The organism is Pseudomonas sp. GW822-FHT02D10, assembly GCF_058802345.1.
Genome location: NZ_JBXAOB010000008.1, coordinates 133,055 through 148,373, shown reverse-complemented (window position 1 = coordinate 148,373; position 15,319 = coordinate 133,055). Strand labels below are relative to the sequence as shown.

General features: G+C 60.7%; 16 protein-coding genes. 3 read left to right on the top strand and 13 right to left on the bottom strand.

All coding sequences use genetic code 11. The annotated features are described in order from the left end of the window. The first annotated feature begins 75 nt into the window (after nucleotides 1–75). Together arfA and AC1RPZ_RS15495 are read left to right on the top strand one after the other, a co-directional pair. Nucleotides 76–231, top strand: a complete 156-nt coding sequence (gene arfA / locus AC1RPZ_RS15500; protein ID WP_493137876.1) for an alternative ribosome rescue factor ArfA — start codon at nucleotides 76–78, stop codon at nucleotides 229–231. A gap of 72 nt (nucleotides 232–303) precedes the next feature. Further along, nucleotides 304–1,626, top strand: coding sequence for a lytic murein transglycosylase (locus AC1RPZ_RS15495; protein WP_493137875.1), 1,323 nt, complete (start codon nucleotides 304–306; stop codon nucleotides 1,624–1,626). 123 nt (nucleotides 1,627–1,749) lie between these two features. On the opposite strand, the gene AC1RPZ_RS15490 is transcribed toward AC1RPZ_RS15495, so the two are convergent. The 13 genes from AC1RPZ_RS15490 to AC1RPZ_RS15430 form a co-directional block, all read right to left on the bottom strand. After that, entirely contained in the window at nucleotides 1,750–2,700 is a 951-nt protein-coding gene (locus AC1RPZ_RS15490) for a S66 peptidase family protein (RefSeq protein WP_493137874.1), read from the bottom strand. 173 nt (nucleotides 2,701–2,873) lie between these two features. Further along, a complete protein-coding gene (gene lipA / locus AC1RPZ_RS15485) occupies nucleotides 2,874–3,872 on the bottom strand; it encodes a lipoyl synthase (RefSeq protein ID WP_493137953.1) in 999 nt (332 codons plus the stop codon). 31 nt (nucleotides 3,873–3,903) lie between these two features. Continuing rightward, nucleotides 3,904–4,551, bottom strand: a complete 648-nt coding sequence (gene lipB, locus AC1RPZ_RS15480) for a lipoyl(octanoyl) transferase LipB (RefSeq protein WP_054594204.1) — start codon at nucleotides 4,549–4,551, stop codon at nucleotides 3,904–3,906. Continuing rightward, on the bottom strand, nucleotides 4,551–4,826 hold the full coding sequence (locus AC1RPZ_RS15475; protein ID WP_008152827.1) for a DUF493 domain-containing protein: 276 nt from the start codon (nucleotides 4,824–4,826) through the stop codon (nucleotides 4,551–4,553). Before AC1RPZ_RS15475 ends, lipB begins: the two co-directional genes overlap by 1 nt. A gap of 81 nt (nucleotides 4,827–4,907) precedes the next feature. Next, the gene (locus AC1RPZ_RS15470) at nucleotides 4,908–6,065 is read right to left on the bottom strand and encodes a D-alanyl-D-alanine carboxypeptidase family protein (RefSeq protein WP_493137873.1); all 1,158 of its coding nucleotides are present in this window, start codon (nucleotides 6,063–6,065) and stop codon (nucleotides 4,908–4,910) included. A gap of 193 nt (nucleotides 6,066–6,258) precedes the next feature. Then, the gene (locus tag AC1RPZ_RS15465; protein WP_493137872.1) at nucleotides 6,259–7,269 is read right to left on the bottom strand and encodes a septal ring lytic transglycosylase RlpA family protein; all 1,011 of its coding nucleotides are present in this window, start codon (nucleotides 7,267–7,269) and stop codon (nucleotides 6,259–6,261) included. Continuing rightward, nucleotides 7,269–8,279, bottom strand: a complete 1,011-nt coding sequence (mltB, locus tag AC1RPZ_RS15460; RefSeq protein ID WP_493137871.1) for a lytic murein transglycosylase B — start codon at nucleotides 8,277–8,279, stop codon at nucleotides 7,269–7,271. The genes AC1RPZ_RS15465 and mltB overlap by 1 nt, the downstream gene beginning before the upstream one ends. Nucleotides 8,280–8,296: 17 nt before the next feature. Next, complete coding sequence (gene rodA / locus AC1RPZ_RS15455; protein ID WP_054594208.1) at nucleotides 8,297–9,400, bottom strand: rod shape-determining protein RodA; 1,104 nt, start codon at nucleotides 9,398–9,400, stop codon at nucleotides 8,297–8,299. 31 nt (nucleotides 9,401–9,431) lie between these two features. Beyond that, nucleotides 9,432–11,327, bottom strand: a complete 1,896-nt coding sequence (gene mrdA / locus AC1RPZ_RS15450; protein WP_493137870.1) for a penicillin-binding protein 2 — start codon at nucleotides 11,325–11,327, stop codon at nucleotides 9,432–9,434. 12 nt (nucleotides 11,328–11,339) lie between these two features. After that, nucleotides 11,340–11,807 (bottom strand): 23S rRNA (pseudouridine(1915)-N(3))-methyltransferase RlmH, encoded by a 468-nt coding sequence (rlmH, locus tag AC1RPZ_RS15445; RefSeq protein WP_003185785.1) that lies wholly within the window; start codon nucleotides 11,805–11,807, stop codon nucleotides 11,340–11,342. Nucleotides 11,808–11,816: 9 nt separating this feature from the next. Continuing rightward, nucleotides 11,817–12,311 carry a ribosome silencing factor gene (rsfS, locus tag AC1RPZ_RS15440; protein ID WP_493137869.1) on the bottom strand — a complete coding sequence of 165 codons (495 nt, stop codon included), beginning with the start codon at nucleotides 12,309–12,311 and terminating at the stop codon, nucleotides 11,817–11,819. Between the two features lie 73 nt (nucleotides 12,312–12,384). Beyond that, nucleotides 12,385–13,107 carry a nicotinate-nucleotide adenylyltransferase gene (gene nadD / locus AC1RPZ_RS15435; protein ID WP_493137868.1) on the bottom strand — a complete coding sequence of 241 codons (723 nt, stop codon included), beginning with the start codon at nucleotides 13,105–13,107 and terminating at the stop codon, nucleotides 12,385–12,387. Beyond that, complete coding sequence (locus AC1RPZ_RS15430) at nucleotides 13,076–14,347, bottom strand: glutamate-5-semialdehyde dehydrogenase (protein WP_493137867.1); 1,272 nt, start codon at nucleotides 14,345–14,347, stop codon at nucleotides 13,076–13,078. The genes nadD and AC1RPZ_RS15430 overlap by 32 nt, the downstream gene beginning before the upstream one ends. Nucleotides 14,348–14,510: 163 nt before the next feature. On the opposite strand from AC1RPZ_RS15430, the gene AC1RPZ_RS15425 reads away from it, so the two are divergent. Continuing rightward, nucleotides 14,511–15,194 (top strand): DNA-3-methyladenine glycosylase, encoded by a 684-nt coding sequence (locus AC1RPZ_RS15425; RefSeq protein ID WP_493137866.1) that lies wholly within the window; start codon nucleotides 14,511–14,513, stop codon nucleotides 15,192–15,194. Nucleotides 15,195–15,319 lie beyond the last annotated feature (125 nt).

Sequence of the window (15,319 nt, the reverse complement as noted above, 5' to 3'; positions counted from 1 at the left end):
CAGCTCCTACTGGACAGAACCCCCACTTCGGCCGATGATTTGCCCCGCGAAAGCCACCCACCGAGAGAACCGCCCATGAGCAAACACAAGCGGCCCAACAAGGCCAAATCCATCGTCGCCCAGCCACTGTTCCGCAGCCGTCAGGAACAAGCCGGCAAGGGCAAAGGCAGCTACCGCCGCGAAGCCTTCCAGTCTAAAAGCTGGGAGGCTTCTTACTTTCTGGCGGCATAAAGCTTCAACATCACCCCGCTCCCCCTCGGCATGATAAGGTCTGCACCTGATTGGTATTCTCTGGACCTGTGCATGCCCCTTTGTCTTTCCCGTCGTTGGCACCTGCGCCAACTGATTGCTGCCTCCAGCCTTGTTCTGCTTGTCGCCTGCGCGGAAAAACCCACCGCCGCCGACGCGCAACCGCTTCAGACCGCCCCCGTTGCAATCGCCCCGGCCGTCATTCCGCCGGTAGTGCCCGACGGCGACAACCTCGATATCCAGCCGACCCAGACCTTCGATGAATGGGAAGCCGGTTTTCGCAAGGATGCCCTCGCCGCCGGTATCCGCCCGGATGTATTCGACCGCGCCTTTACCGGCGTCACGCCAGACATGAGCGTGATCCGCGCCGACCGCAGCCAACCGGAGTTCACCCGTCCGGTGTGGGAGTACCTCGATGGCGCGCTGTCTGCCGCGCGCGTTCGCAAAGGCCAGGCACTGCTGAGCCAATACGCCGACATCTTGACGACCATCGAGCAGCGCTATGGCGTTGATCGCCAGGCACTCGTTGCGGTTTGGGGCATGGAAAGCAACTTTGGCAGTTTCCAGGGCGACAAATCGGTGATCCGCTCGCTGGCGACCCTGGCCTACGAAGGCCGCCGCCCAGACTTCGCCCACGCACAATTGCTGGCCGCACTGCAAATTCTGCAACAGGGTGATATCACGCCCGAGAAGATGCTCGGCTCCTGGGCCGGCGCCATGGGCCAGACCCAATTCATCCCGACCACCTACCTCACCCACGCGGTAGATTTTGACGGCACCGGTCGCCGCGATATCTGGGGTAGTCCGACCGATGCATTAGCCTCGACCGCCCATTACCTGCAAAGCTCCGGCTGGCAGAAAGGCCAGCCCTGGGGCTTCGAAGTGCAACTGGCGAGCGGTTTCGACTACTCGCTGGCTGATGGTTCGATTCGCAAAAGCGTCTCTGAATGGATGCAAATGGGCATCAAACTTCCCTACGGCGCCCGCGTTCCGGCCGGCTCCGAGCAACTGTCAGCCGCCCTGCTGTTGCCAGCGGGTTATCGCGGCCCGGCATTCCTGATCCTCGACAACTTCCGCGCGGTCCTCAAGTACAACAATTCGTCGTCCTATGCATTGGCGGTAAATCTGTTGTCCGAGCGCTTCACAGGGGCAGGCCTGATCAATGGCGATTGGCCGAAGGATGACTTACCTTTAAGCCGTACCGAGCGAATCGAACTTCAGAGCTTGCTGAGTGCCAACAACTACGACGCGGGTAACGCTGACGGCATCATCGGCGCCAACACCCGCAAGGCCATTCGCAGCGCCCAGCAGTCGCTCGGCTGGCCGGCAGATGGCTACCCGACGCACAAGTTGCTGGAAGGTTTGCGTAACCGCTAAAGGCATCGCGAGCAAGCTCGCTCCCACAGGTGACCGAGTTCCTTCATGGAAATACGGCCGAATGTGGGAGCAGCCGGTCGACGCTCGATTGCTCGCGATGACTGACTATCAGGCAACCAGGATCTAACGCCTGATCACCACATCCTGCTCCAGCCACAACGCCTTGCTCCCCGCATCCAGCCTTACCAACGCCCCCATGGGCAGCGTCAGGTTCGGGTCGCAATGGCCGCTGCGCCAACCGGCAAGCACCGGAATCCGCAATGACTCGAAGGTCTGCTTGAGCAACCTCGCCAGTGCATCCCTGTCCACTCCCGCCACATCCCCCACCAGAACCCCACGCAGCTTCTTCAGCTTGCCGGCCAGGCGCAGATGGGTCAGCAACCGGTCGATGCGATACAACGGCTCGTTGATATCCTCGATAAACAGAATGATCCCATCAGCATCGATTTCGAAAGGCGTGCCCAGGGTCGCGGCAATCATCGACAGATTACCGCCCAGCAAACGCCCATGAGCGATGCCTGGCTCGATTGTGGCCAAAGGGTACGCCACCGGATGCGCCAACAGGCTTCCGGCGCTCAGCTGGCCTCTGAGCAGGCTGAACAACGAAGACTCGGTAGGTTGCTGCTTGTCCCCCAGCAGATCGGCGTTGATCATCGGCCCGTGAAAGGTCACGAACCCCGCATGACGGCTGATGGCCAAGTGCAGCGCAGTAATGTCGCTGTAGCCGACAAACGGCTTGGCATTGCGCCTCAGCAGTTCGAAGTCGATCCGGTCCAGCAAGCGCGGGCTGCCGTAACCGCCGCGCAGACAGAGAATTGCATCGATGGCCGGGTCGGCAAACGCATCATGCAGGTCCTTCAGGCGAACGTCGTCACTGCCGGCAAGGTAGCCGTCGCTCTCAAGGACGCCCGGGAAGATCCGCAGTGAATACCCCCGCGAACGCATCCATTGAAAAGCCTTTTCGGTATCCAGTGCCGCCGGTCCTGCCGGCGCAATCACGCCAATCAGCCCTTCAGCAGGTAATGCCGGAACCTGCGCGTGTTCAGTAACAAGAGGGGGCGAGCGAGTGGTCATCCGTGATTCTCCCTGTGTGAATGCTTCAGCACACAGTAGTCAGGAACGGGGACAAACAGAAGAGGATCAGTTGCCCCGCAGAGCGCAGGAAAAAACTGAACGTGACGTGGCACGGTGGCCAACGCCCGAAAACTGAAATGCCCGCAAGGCGTAAGCCTTGCGGGCATTGTGGGTCAGGACGACATCAACTCGGCCTTGACCAGCTTCGCTTGCTCGTCGGCATGGTACGAGGAACGTACCAGCGGACCGGAAGCGACGTTCTTGAAGCCCATCTTGTAACCTTCCTCGGCGAACCAGGCGAAGGTGTCCGGGTGCACGAAACGCTGCACCGGCAAGTGACTGCGCGACGGTTGCAGGTACTGACCCAGGGTCAGCATGTCGATGTCGTGTTCGCGCATGCGCTGCATGACTTCGATGACTTCTTCGTCGGTTTCGCCCAGACCCAGCATCAAACCGGACTTGGTCGGAATGTGCGGCATCATCTGCTTGAATTTCTGCAGCAGGGTCAGCGACCACTGGTAATCCGAACCCGGACGCGCAGCCTTGTACAGACGTGGCACGGTTTCCAGGTTGTGGTTGAACACATCCGGCGGCTCGGCGGCGGTGATGGCCAGCGCCACGTCCATCCGGCCACGGTAGTCCGGGACCAGGGTCTCAAGCTGCACGTTCGGCGACAACTTGCGGATTTCACGGATGCAGTCGGCGAAGTGCTGGGCACCGCCGTCACGCAGGTCATCGCGGTCTACCGAGGTGATCACCACGTACTTCAGTTTCAGGTCGGCGATGGCGATGGCCAGGCTTTCCGGTTCGTTGACGTCCAATGGCTTCGGACGACCATGGCCCACGTCGCAGAACGGGCAGCGACGGGTGCAGATGTCGCCCATGATCATGAAGGTCGCAGTGCCGCCGGAGAAGCATTCGCCGAGGTTCGGGCAAGAGGCTTCTTCGCAGACACTGTGCAGCTTGTGTTTACGTAGCAGGGCCTTGATGCGGTCGACTTCCGGGGAAACCGGGATGCGTACGCGAATCCAGTCAGGCTTTTTCGGCAATTCGGTGGTCGGAATGATCTTCACCGGGATGCGCGCAACCTTTTCGGCGCCGCGCAGCTTTACGCCAGCTTCCACTTTGGCTCGCGGGGCCGGGCGCTCGGTAACATCCAGCGTCGGGATCATGGTTTGCACAGCGTCTTGCGCAGTAGTCATATCAGTCGATTCCGCCCGTTAGGGTCGTCTGCTCAGCATAGTCGAGGTGTTTGACGAGCTGCGCACGCAGCCGGGCACTTACCTCGGCAAATTCAATCGGCCCGGTGTGATCGCGTAGCTGGGTCATGGCCAGCCCGGCGTATCCACAGGGGTTAATCCGGCGAAACGGCTCCAGGTCCATATCCACGTTCAAGGCCAGGCCATGAAAGGAGCAACCGTGGCGGATCCGCAGACCCAGAGAAGCGATTTTTGCACCATTGACGTAAACGCCCGGCGCATCGGCCTTGGCCACGGCGGTTACACCGTAGCTGGCCAGCAACTCAATCAGGCACTGCTCCATCCGGCTGACCAGATCGCGCACGCCGAAACCCAGCTTGCGCACGTCCAGCAGCAGATAAGCCACCAACTGACCCGGGCCGTGGTAAGTCACTTGACCACCACGGTCGACCTGCACCACCGGGATATCGCCGGGAAGCAGCAGATGCTCAGCCTTGCCGGCCTGACCCTGGGTGAAAACCGGCGGATGCTCGACCAGCCAGATCTCATCGGCGCGGTCGCTGCCGCGCTCGTTGGTGAACCGTTGCATGGCATGCCAGACCGGCTCGTAAGCCAGCTGGCCGAGCTCGCGAAAGCCCAGCGGTTCGGACATCACAGCACCATGTGCACGAAGCCGGTAGCCCGCAACTCGCTGTTGATGTCGTACAGCTGTTCTTGACCGGTAGCGATGATGTGCAACTGGATGGTCGTGTACTTGCCATTGGTACTCTGGCGCTCGGCCAGAGTCTTGTGGTCTACAGTGGCGTGCTTCTCAAGGATCGCGATGATCTTGTCCTTGAAGCCAACACCGGTATCGCCGATCACCTTGATCGGGTAATCCGCGCAGGGGAATTCGATCTTTGGCGCCTTTACTTCGGTATCTGTCATGGCGTAACGGCCTCGTAAGCCGTGGCAACGGACATGGCCCCGCTCCGGATCGGAACGGGGCCATGCAGGTCCACACTAAATTCAGTTGAACAAGCCGTAGAAGAATAGACGGATGCTATCCCACATGCGGCGGAAGATACCACCTTCGTCGACCGCGTCCAGAGCGATCAGGTTGGCGCTGTGCACCACCTTGTCGTCCAGCTTCACTTCGACTTTACCAATCACGTCGCCCTTGGCGATCGGTGCGACCAGTTGCGGGTTCATGGTCATGCTGGCAGCGAGCTTTTTCAGCTGGCCTTTTGGCAGGGTCATGGTCAGGTCTTCAGCCAGGCCGGCTTTGACCTGGTGGGTGGTGCCCTTCCAGACTGGAGCCTGAGCCAGCTCGGCGCCTTTCTGATAGAAGGTCTGGGTTTCGAAGAAGCGGAAACCGTAGGTCAGCAGCTTCTGGGTTTCAGCGGCGCGGGCGCTTTCGCTGTTGGTGCCGAACACCACGGCGATCAGGCGCATGCCGTCACGTACCGCCGAAGACACCATGCAATAGCCGGCTTCTTCGGTGTGACCGGTTTTCAGACCGTCAACGGTCTTGTCACGCCACAGCAGCAGGTTGCGGTTGGGTTGCTTGATGCCGTTCCAGAAGAACTCTTTCTGCGAGTAGATCGCATAGTGAGCCGGGTCTTCGTGGATGATCGCGCGCGCCAGAACGGCCATGTCGTGAGCCGTGGAATAGTGCTCAGGGTTTGGCAGACCGGTCGGGTTCATGAAGTGACTGTTGGCCATGCCCAGATCGGCAACGGTCTTGTTCATGAGGTCGGCGAACGCGTCTTCGCTGCCGGCGATGTGCTCGGAGAGCGCGACGCTGGCGTCGTTGCCCGACTGGATGATGATGCCGTGCAGCAGGTCGCTGACAGTGACCTGCGAGCCCACCTTGATGAACATCCGCGAACCGCCGGTACGCCAGGCGTTTTCGCTGACGGTCACCGGATCGTTTTCACCGATCTGGCCGCGACGGATTTCCAGGGTCGCAATGTACGCCGTCATCAGCTTGGTCAGGCTGGCGGGCGGCAGACGCTGGTCACCGTTGTTCTCGACCAGCACGTTGCCGCTGCTGGCGTCCATGAGCACATAGGCTTTAGCGGCCAGTTGCGGTGGCGACGGCATCATCTCGACCGCGAAAGCCGCGGGTGAGAGGAGCAGCGGGACTAGCAGGCACAGGCGTTTGGCAAAGGTGGTGATGTTCATCCGTCTCTCGAAATCGCTAATGGAAACTGCCCTATGGGCAAAACTAATCAGACAGCCTGCAAGGCACGGAGCCTGCGGGTTGTCGCGTGTTCAGTTGTTCACTCTCTAACCCTTGCCGGGCTTTTGTTGTTCGACGAGCCAACAACTCAGGTTCGCCCCCCAAACCGCAAGCGAACCTTGAATCAGGAATTACTTATTCGGCAGTCACCAGGCTCGGCGAACCGAGATTGGCCAGACGCACGCTGTTTTGCACTTGGGTGATTTCACCCTGCGAACCGATTGGCCCCAGGCGAACCCGATGCAGCGTCTGTTGATTGCGTACGATCGAGCTGATGAACACCGGAGCGCTCACCATCCCGCTCAACTTCGATCTCAGGAGTTCTGCAGCGTCCGGGTTGGCGAACGCGCCCACCTGCAGATACTGGCCAGAGGCTGGTACAGAAGCGTTTTTTTTTGCATCGATTTGCACGGGCACAACGGCCGCGGCGTGTTGCTGCGGCGGTGGCGTCCATTGCTCGACGGTGCCGGCCGAAGCCGTAATCACCGGTGCACTATTTTGCGCGACTTGTGGCTCGTTGAGCATCAACGGTGCTGGCCGGCCTTTTGCCGCCCACCACTCTTGTGGGTCGATGCCTTCAACCTTGACCCGTGCAGTACCAATCTCGGCATACCCGAGCTTCTTGGCCGCCGCATAGGACAAGTCGATGATGCGGTCCGAATAGAACGGCCCACGGTCGTTGACCCGCAGGATCACGCTCTTGTTGTTGTCCAGGTTGGTCACCCGAACGTAACTGGGTAACGGTAGGGTCTTGTGTGCGGCACTCATGCCATACAGGTCATACACTTCGCCGTTGGCGGTGTTCTGACCGTGAAACTTGGTGCCGTACCAGGACGCCGTGCCCGAGGCGACATAACGCTTGGATTCGGCCAGCGGGAAGTAGGTCTTGCCCAACACGGTATACGGGTTGGCCTTGTAGGGGCCGGAGTGCAGGGTCGGCGTGGCGTCGGGAATGCGTGAGATGTCCACATCCCACCACGGCGCGCCGTCTTTATGGGCACGGTTGATATCCAGGCCGGGTGTTGCGCGTACGGCGGTCGAATATTTTTGTTGCGGCGCACGGCTGGTCGAACAACTGACCACGAGCAACGACAACGCGGCGAAAGCCACCAGCCTCAGGGGTTTGCGGATTGGCGATGCCAGCATTACTTGACGCCCCGTGCTTGGACCAGCATTTCAGACAACTGATGTACAGCCATGGCGTACATCACGCTGCGGTTATAACGCGTAATCGCGTAAAAATTATTCAGGCCCATCCAGTATTCAGGGCCATTGTCACCTTCCAGCCGGAAAGCGGTGACCGGCATATCATCGCGCAGCGCATCATGACTCGACCAGCCCAACGCCCGCAACTCCCCGACGGTTTTCGTCGGCTCGATGCCCGTCGTCAAGCCGTCGTCGACCTGATCGCCGCGCACATCGGCCCGGCTGACCACCGGCTCGCCAGCCACCCAGCCGTGACGCTTGAAATAGCTGGCAACACTGCCGATGGCATCGTCTGGATTGGTCCAGATATTGATGTGGCCATCACCGTCAAAATCCACCGCATAGGCGCGAAAACTGCTCGGCATGAACTGCGGCAAGCCCATGGCACCGGCGTACGAGCCTTTAAGCGTGAGCGGATCGACCTGCTCTTCGCGGGCCAGCAGCAGGAACTCACGCAATTCCTTACGGAAAAACTCGGCACGTGGAGGGTAGTCGAAACTGAGGGTCGACAAGGCGTCGATCACCCGATAATTGCCGGTATTTCGGCCGAAAAAGGTTTCAACACCTATGATCGAAACAATAACTTGCGCCGGCACGCCGTATTCCTGCTCCGCGCGAGCCAGTGCCGCTTCGTGCTGACGCCAGAAGTCCACGCCCCGGGCGATCCGCGCATCGGTCAGGAACATCGGGCGATATTCCTTCCATTGCTTGACCCGCTCGGCCGGCTTGGAGATCGCGTCGAGAATCGCTTGTTTGCGCTCGGCTTCGCGGAACACGCCCATCAGCTGTTCGCCAGCAAAACCATAGTCGCGGGTCATTTCACCGACGAATTCGGCCACTTGGGGCGAGCCTTCATAATCGCCGGCCAGCACTTCCTGCGCTGCACCAAGGATGCTTACCAGGCCGACCCACGGAGCGTATCGAGTCGCCCAGCCACGCATTACTTGCATTGAAATCTTCACCTTATTCAAACCTGTGCGATCCACTTACGATGGGTATGGATCGACATCAAAACCCCAAACGCTGACAGCAACGTCACCAGCGAAGTTCCGCCATAGCTAATGAACGGCAACGGCACCCCCACCACCGGCAACAGGCCGCTGACCATACCGATGTTGACGAAAACATAAACAAAAAACGTCATGGTCAGGCTGCCGGCGAGCAATTTGCCGAACAGCGTCTGCGCCTGAGCGGTAATCACCAGCCCACGGCCAATCAACAGCAGGTAAATCAGCAGCAAGGCACAAATGCCCACCAGACCGAACTCTTCACCCATCACCGCGATGATGAAGTCAGTGTGGCTTTCCGGCAGGAAGTCCAGGTGCGACTGGGTGCCCAACAGCCAGCCCTTGCCAAACACACCACCGGAACCGATGGCGGCCTTGGACTGAATGATGTTCCAGCCAGTGCCGAGCGGATCGCTCTCCGGGTCGAGGAAGGTCAGGATCCGCTGCTTCTGGTAGTCATGCATGATGAAGAACCACATGGCGACGGCCACCGGCACGGCCGCCGCGACCACGCTGAGAATCCAGCGCCAGCGCAGGCCACCCATGAACAGCACGAAAGCACCGCCCGCGAGGATCAGCAACGACGTGCCGAGGTCTGGCTGGCGGACGATCAAGATGAACGGCAACCCGATCAGGAACAGACTGACCCCGACGTGCTTGAGTTGCGGCGGCAACGTGCGCTTTGACAGGTACCAGGCAATGGTTGCCGGCATCAGGATCTTCATGAATTCCGAGGGCTGGAAGCGGATCACCCCGGGAATGTTGATCCAGCGCGTCGCACCCATGGCGTTGTGGCCCATCACGTCCACCACCACCAGCAAGATCACCCCGAGCACATAGCCCAGCGGCACCCAACGGGCCATGAAACGCGGCTCGAACTGGGCGATGACGATCATCGACACCAGGCCGATACCAAACGACGTCGCTTGTTTGGCCAGCAAGTCCCAGCTCTTGCCACTGGCCGAATACAACACGAACAGGCTGCCGGCAGCGAGGATCAGCAGCAGGATCAGCAACGGGCCGTCGATGTGCAGGCGTTGCAACAGCGTCGCGCGGCGACGCATCACATCCTCACTGGAGAGGATGCGATCAAAATTACTCTTCACGGGCCGTAGCCTCCGCGCTGATAGGGCTGTCGAACTCGGGTTTGAGTCGGCCGTCCGGGCCCAGGAGCCAGGCATCCATGACTTGCCGCACCACTGGCGCCGCGACACCGGAGCCGGACTCACCGTTCTCGACCATCACCGCGACGGTGATTTTCGGGTTGTCGGCCGGCGCAAAACCGACGAACAAGGCGTGGTCACGGTGGCGTTCCTGAACCTTGGAGCGGTCGTACTTCTCACCCTGTTTGATCGCGACCACCTGGGCGGTACCGGATTTACCGGCAATCCGGTATTGCGAGCCGATCGCCGCTTTACGCGCAGTGCCGCGAGCACCGTGCATCACTTGCTGCATGCCGTGGTTGACCTTGGTCCAGTCCGACGCATCACGCAGAACGATGTCCGGCATCGGGTTCGGGTCCAACGGCTTCTGGCCTTCGATGGTTTTCGCCAGGTGCGGACGGTTCCACTTGCCCTTGTTGGCGACCAGCGCGGTGGCCTGGGCCAGCTGCAACGGGGTGGACTGCATGTAGCCCTGACCGATCCCCAGAATCAACGTTTCACCCGGGAACCAGGCCTGACGACGGGTTGCGCGCTTCCATTCGCGGGACGGCATCAGCCCCGGCGATTCCTCGAACATGTCCAGCGAGACCTTCTGGCCGATGCCGAACTTGCCCATGTACGCCGACAACCGATCAATCCCCAGCTTGTGCGCCAGGTCATAGAAGTAGGTGTCGTTGGAACGCATGATCGCCGTGTCCAGATCCACATAGCCGTCGCCGGTGCGGTTCCAGTTACGGTATTTGTGATCGTAGTTGGGCAGCATGTAGTAACCGGGGTCGAAAACCCGGGTCGAAGCGGTCACCACGCCGGAGTCCAGCCCGGCAATCGCCACGGCCGGCTTGATGGTCGAACCTGGCGGATACAGACCGCGCAGCACGCGGTTGAACAGTGGCCGGTCGATCGAGTCACGCAACTCGGCGTAGGCCTTGAAGCTGATGCCGGTCACGAACAGGTTCGGGTCGAAACTCGGCTGACTGACCATCGCCAGCACTTCGCCAGTGTTCGGGTCCAGCGCGACTACCGCACCACGGCGCCCGCCCAGAGCGGCTTCGGCAGCTTCCTGCAACTTGATGTCCAGGCTCAGGACGATGTCCTTGCCGGGAATCGGATCGGTACGCTTGAGCACCCGCAGCACGCGGCCACGGGCGTTGGTCTCGACTTCTTCGTAGCCGACCTGACCGTGCAATTCCGGCTCGTAGAAACGCTCGATGCCGGTTTTACCAATTTGATGGGTGCCGCTGTAAGCCACCGGGTCCAGAGACTTGAGCTCTTTTTCGTTGATCCGCCCCATATAACCGACCGAGTGCGCAAAGTGCGTGCCCTGCGGATAGTGCCGCACCAGCTGCGCAACCACTTCGACGCCTGGCAGGCGGAACTGATTCACCGCGATCCGGGCGATTTGCTCTTCCGACAGCTCGAACAGGATCGGCACCGGCTCAAACGGTCGGCGTCCCTGCTTCATGCGTTTTTCGAAGACCACCCGGTCTTCGGGCGTCAGTTGCAGCACTTCGACGATCACATCGAGCACTTGCTTCCAGTCGCCGGAGCGCTCGCGGGTCATGCTCAGGCTGAAGCTGGGCCGGTTATCGGCCACCACCACACCATTGCGGTCGTAGATCAAGCCGCGAGTCGGCGGAATCGGCTGAACGTGGACGCGGTTGTTTTCCGACAGGGTCGAGTGGTACTCGTACTGAATCACCTGCAGGAAATACAGCCGCGCGATCAGCACGCCGATCAGCGTGACCACCGCAATTGCCCCGAACACGACCCGGCCGCGCACCAGACGGGCGTCTTTCTCGTGGTCCTTGATGCGGATCGGCTGAGACATGGGGGCGCTGAACTACTTGTGGTAAGGGTGCCCGGACAGCACGGTCCAGGCGCGATACAGCTGTTCACCGATCAGGATCCGCACCAGCGGGTGCGGCAGGGTCAGTGGCGACAGCGACCAGCGCTGATCAGCCCGCGCACAGACTTCCGGCGCCAGCCCTTCGGGGCCGCCGACCATGAAGTTCACCGTGCGCGAGTCCAGCCGCCAGCGGTCCAGTTCGACCGCCAGTTGCTCGGTGCTCCAGGGCTTGCCGTGAACTTCGAGGGTAACGATGCGCTCGTTCGGGCCGACCTTGGCCAGCATGGCTTCGCCTTCCTGACGAATGAAACGCGCCACGTCAGCGTTCTTGCCACGGGTGTTGAGCGGTATTTCCACCAGTTCCAGCGCCAGCTCGGAAGGAAGACGCTTGGCATATTCATGCCAGCCTTCTTCCACCCATTTGGGCATGCGTGAACCGACAGCGATCAGACGCAGTCGCACAGCGAACCCTTATTGCTGGTCTTTGTTGAGCTTGGTGAAGTGCTCGTGGCCGACTTCAGGGCTGTGGTGCTTGCCATCGGTGGCACGGCTCAGCTCGGCACCTTCCCACAGACGCTCCAGGTCGTAGAACTGGCGGGCCGAGGCGGTCATCATGTGTACGATGACATCGTCCATGTCCAGCAGCACCCAGTCACTGTCGCCCTTGCCTTCTTCACCCAGCGGCTTGACGCCTTGGGCCTTGACCGCTTCGCGGACCTTATCCAGCATCGCGCCGATCTGGCGGTTGGAAGTACCGGTAGCGATGATCATGAAGTCAGTGATGCTCTGCTTTTCACGAACGTCGATCACCAGAATGTCCTGGGCCTTGACGTCTTCCAGGGCCGCTACGGCGACCTTGACCAGCTCTTCGCCGACGAGTGCCAGGCCGGTTACAGCCGTTACTGGCAGCGGGGCGCTCTTGAATGAACCTTTGCGCTTTACTTTAGTTACGTCTTTGTCAGTCATATAAAACTCGTTTTGCTCGTATGTTCGGGCGCTTCAATACACGTTGTTGCCACGTGCCTCAAAGCACTCCTATTCAGTTCGACGCACGGTAAAGTCCGTGCGCATCGATGTAGGCCAGGACCGCGTCGGGCACCAGGAAACGTACCGACTTACCGCTGGCCAGCAGTTGACGGATCTGGGTGGCGGATACCGCGAGCGGCGTCTGCCAGACGAATGCAATCTGTCCGCTCGGCCCTTTGAGGGCCAACGGGTCGCTCACCGAGCGCGCTGCCAGCAGGTTGCGCAAGGCATCCGGCGGTTCGCTGTCGGCATCCGGGCGTTGCAGCACCAGGATGTGGCAATGCTGGAGCAACTCTTCCCAGCGGTGCCAAGTGGGCAGGCCGCAAAATGCGTCCCAGCCCAAAAGTAGAAACAACTGGTCGTCAGCGGCGAGATCCGCGCGCATCAGCTCCAGGGTGTCGATGGTGTAGGACGGCTTGTCGCGCTTGAGCTCGCGGTCGTCCACCACCAACGGTGCTATACCGGCCACCGCGCATTCGACCATCGCCAGACGGTCCTGCGCCGAGACCTGCGGCGTATCCCGATGCGGTGGCCTGGCGCTGGGCGTCAGGCGCAACTCATCGAGGGCCAGTTCCTCGGCCACTTCCAGCGCACTGCGTAAATGGCCGATGTGCACCGGATCGAAGGTCCCGCCCAAGACGCCAATGCGCCGAGGACAGGGTTCGCTGGCGGTCACTGCGACGTTCTGGCCGAGATCGCCCAAGTCAGACCGGCTCCTGGCCGCGCAACTGGCCATCACCGACCACGATGTACTTCTCGCAGGTCAGACCTTCGAGGCCCACCGGGCCGCGGGCGTGCAGCTTATCAGTAGAAATGCCAATCTCCGCACCCAATCCGTATTCGAAGCCATCGGCGAAGCACGTCGGGGTGTTGATCATCACCGAGGCCGAATCGACTTCAGCCACAAAACGCCGGGCTTCGCCCTGGTGTTCGCTGACGATCGAGTCGGTGTGGTGCGAGCCGTAATGGTTGATGTGCTCGATCGCCTGGTCCAGACCGTCGACCACCAGGATCGACAGAATCGGCGCCAGGTATTCGGTGCTCCAGTCTTCCTCGGTCGCGGCCACGGCGTCGATGATCGCCCGGGTGCGCTCGCAACCGCGCAGCTCAACGCCTTTTTCGCGGAACTGTGTAGCCATCGCCGGCAGGAATTCCTGGGCGACCGCCTGATCGACCAACAGGGTTTCCATGGCGCCGCAGATGCCGTAACGGTAAGTCTTGGCGTTGAACGCAATGCGCTGGGCTTTCGGCAGCTCGGCGTGGGCACTGACATACACGTGGCAGATGCCGTCCAGGTGCTTGATCACTGGTACGCGAGCGTCGCGGCTGACCCGTTCGATCAGACCCTTGCCGCCGCGCGGTACGATCACGTCGACGTACTCGGGCATGGTGATCAGCGCGCCGACGGCGGCACGGTCGGTGGTTTCGACCACTTGCACCACGGCGGCCGGCAAACCGGCCTCGGCCAGACCGCGCTGAATGCAGGCGGCAATGGCACGGTTGGAATGAATGGCCTCGGAACCACCGCGCAGGATGGTGGCATTGCCCGATTTCAGGCACAGGCTCGCGGCATCGATGGTCACGTTCGGCCGCGACTCATAGATGATCCCGACCACGCCCAGCGGCACGCGCATCTTGCCGACCTGAATACCCGACGGCCGGTAGCTCATGTCGCGGATCGAACCGACCGGGTCGGGCAGCGCCGCCACCTGACGCAAACCGACGATCATGCCGTCGATGCGTGCGGGGGTCAGGGCCAGACGTTCGAGCATGGCCGGCTCAAGCCCATTGGCCCGGCCAGCGGCCAGATCCAGTTCATTGGCGGCGGTCAACTCGGCGCGAGCGTTATCCAAAGCGTTGGCGGCAGCCAGCAGGGCGCGGTTTTTCTGCCCGGTACTGGCACGGCCGATCACGCGGGAAGCGTCGCGGGCAGCGCGACCCAAGCGGGTCATGTAGTCAAGAACGGACTCAGTCATGGTCTCTGTGGTCTTGGCAAAGAGGAAAGCGGCAGATTATAGCTGTCGCGCGCGCCTACTAACAGCAGTGACGGGCGGATGGTCGAAATGGGCAGTGTTCAGCCTCGATTAAGTCAGGAGTTGTTATCATTCCGTCACATTTAGCCTGATCAATTCGGCCGCTATGCCCATTCTGACCACTGCGAAACTGCCAAAAGCCCTGCCTGACAGCTTTTTCAACCGTGATGCTCAGCTGCTTGCCTGTGAATTGCTGGGCAAAGTGATCCGCCATCGAGTCGGTGAGCTGTGGCTTTCGGCGCGGATTATCGAGACCGAAGCCTATTACTGCGAAGAAAAAGGCAGCCACGCCTCCCTCGGCTACACAGAAAAGCGTAAGGCGTTGTTTCTGGATGGCGGCCACATCTATATGTATTACGCCCGCGGTGGCGATTCGCTGAACTTCAGCGCCCGTGGGCCGGGCAATGCAGTGCTGATCAAATCGGCTTATCCCTGGGTCGATGACATCTCCGGCCCGGCGAGCCTGGCGCAGATGCTGCTCAACAACCCCGACGCCAATGACCGACCGCGCCCCTCGCAAAAGCTCTGCGCCGGCCAGACCTTGCTGTGCAAGGCGCTGGGCCTGAAAGTGCCGACCTGGGATGCCAAGCGCTTCGATCATGAAGTGCTGTTTGTCGAAGACGTCGGCACACCTCCCCCGCATGTCATCCAGACCACACGTCTGGGCATTCCCCACGGCCGCGACGAACACCTGATGTACCGCTTCGTCGACAGCGCTTATGCACCCTACTGCACCCGGAACCCTCTGCGACGCGGCCAGGTCGAAGACCGCGACTATTTCCTGATCTGAAACACGATCAAACCGTGGTTATTTTCTGATCTGAAACACTATCCCCCGTAGGAGCTGCCGCAGGCTGCGATCTTTTGATCTTAAAAGATCGCAGCCTGCGGCAGCTCCTACGGGGCCAATAAATG

What these genes read in the sequence shown, in the direction of transcription:
- arfA (WP_493137876.1), top strand. Translation starts at nt 76, where the DNA reads ATGAGCAAACACAAGCGGCCCAACAAGGCCAAATCCATCGTCGCCCAG.
- AC1RPZ_RS15495 (WP_493137875.1), top strand. Translation starts at nt 304, where the DNA reads ATGCCCCTTTGTCTTTCCCGTCGTTGGCACCTGCGCCAACTGATTGCT.
- AC1RPZ_RS15490 (WP_493137874.1), bottom strand. Translation starts at nt 2,700, where the DNA reads ATGACCACTCGCTCGCCCCCTCTTGTTACTGAACACGCGCAGGTTCCG.
- lipA (WP_493137953.1), bottom strand. Translation starts at nt 3,872, where the DNA reads ATGATCCCGACGCTGGATGTTACCGAGCGCCCGGCCCCGCGAGCCAAA.
- lipB (WP_054594204.1), bottom strand. Translation starts at nt 4,551, where the DNA reads ATGTCCGAACCGCTGGGCTTTCGCGAGCTCGGCCAGCTGGCTTACGAG.
- AC1RPZ_RS15475 (WP_008152827.1), bottom strand. Translation starts at nt 4,826, where the DNA reads ATGACAGATACCGAAGTAAAGGCGCCAAAGATCGAATTCCCCTGCGCG.
- AC1RPZ_RS15470 (WP_493137873.1), bottom strand. Translation starts at nt 6,065, where the DNA reads ATGAACATCACCACCTTTGCCAAACGCCTGTGCCTGCTAGTCCCGCTG.
- AC1RPZ_RS15465 (WP_493137872.1), bottom strand. Translation starts at nt 7,269, where the DNA reads ATGCTGGCATCGCCAATCCGCAAACCCCTGAGGCTGGTGGCTTTCGCC.
- mltB (WP_493137871.1), bottom strand. Translation starts at nt 8,279, where the DNA reads ATGCAAGTAATGCGTGGCTGGGCGACTCGATACGCTCCGTGGGTCGGC.
- rodA (WP_054594208.1), bottom strand. Translation starts at nt 9,400, where the DNA reads ATGCGTCGCCGCGCGACGCTGTTGCAACGCCTGCACATCGACGGCCCG.
- mrdA (WP_493137870.1), bottom strand. Translation starts at nt 11,327, where the DNA reads ATGTCTCAGCCGATCCGCATCAAGGACCACGAGAAAGACGCCCGTCTG.
- rsfS (WP_493137869.1), bottom strand. Translation starts at nt 12,311, where the DNA reads ATGACTGACAAAGACGTAACTAAAGTAAAGCGCAAAGGTTCATTCAAG.
- nadD (WP_493137868.1), bottom strand. Translation starts at nt 13,107, where the DNA reads ATGGCCAGTTGCGCGGCCAGGAGCCGGTCTGACTTGGGCGATCTCGGC.
- AC1RPZ_RS15430 (WP_493137867.1), bottom strand. Translation starts at nt 14,347, where the DNA reads ATGACTGAGTCCGTTCTTGACTACATGACCCGCTTGGGTCGCGCTGCC.
- AC1RPZ_RS15425 (WP_493137866.1), top strand. Translation starts at nt 14,511, where the DNA reads ATGCCCATTCTGACCACTGCGAAACTGCCAAAAGCCCTGCCTGACAGC.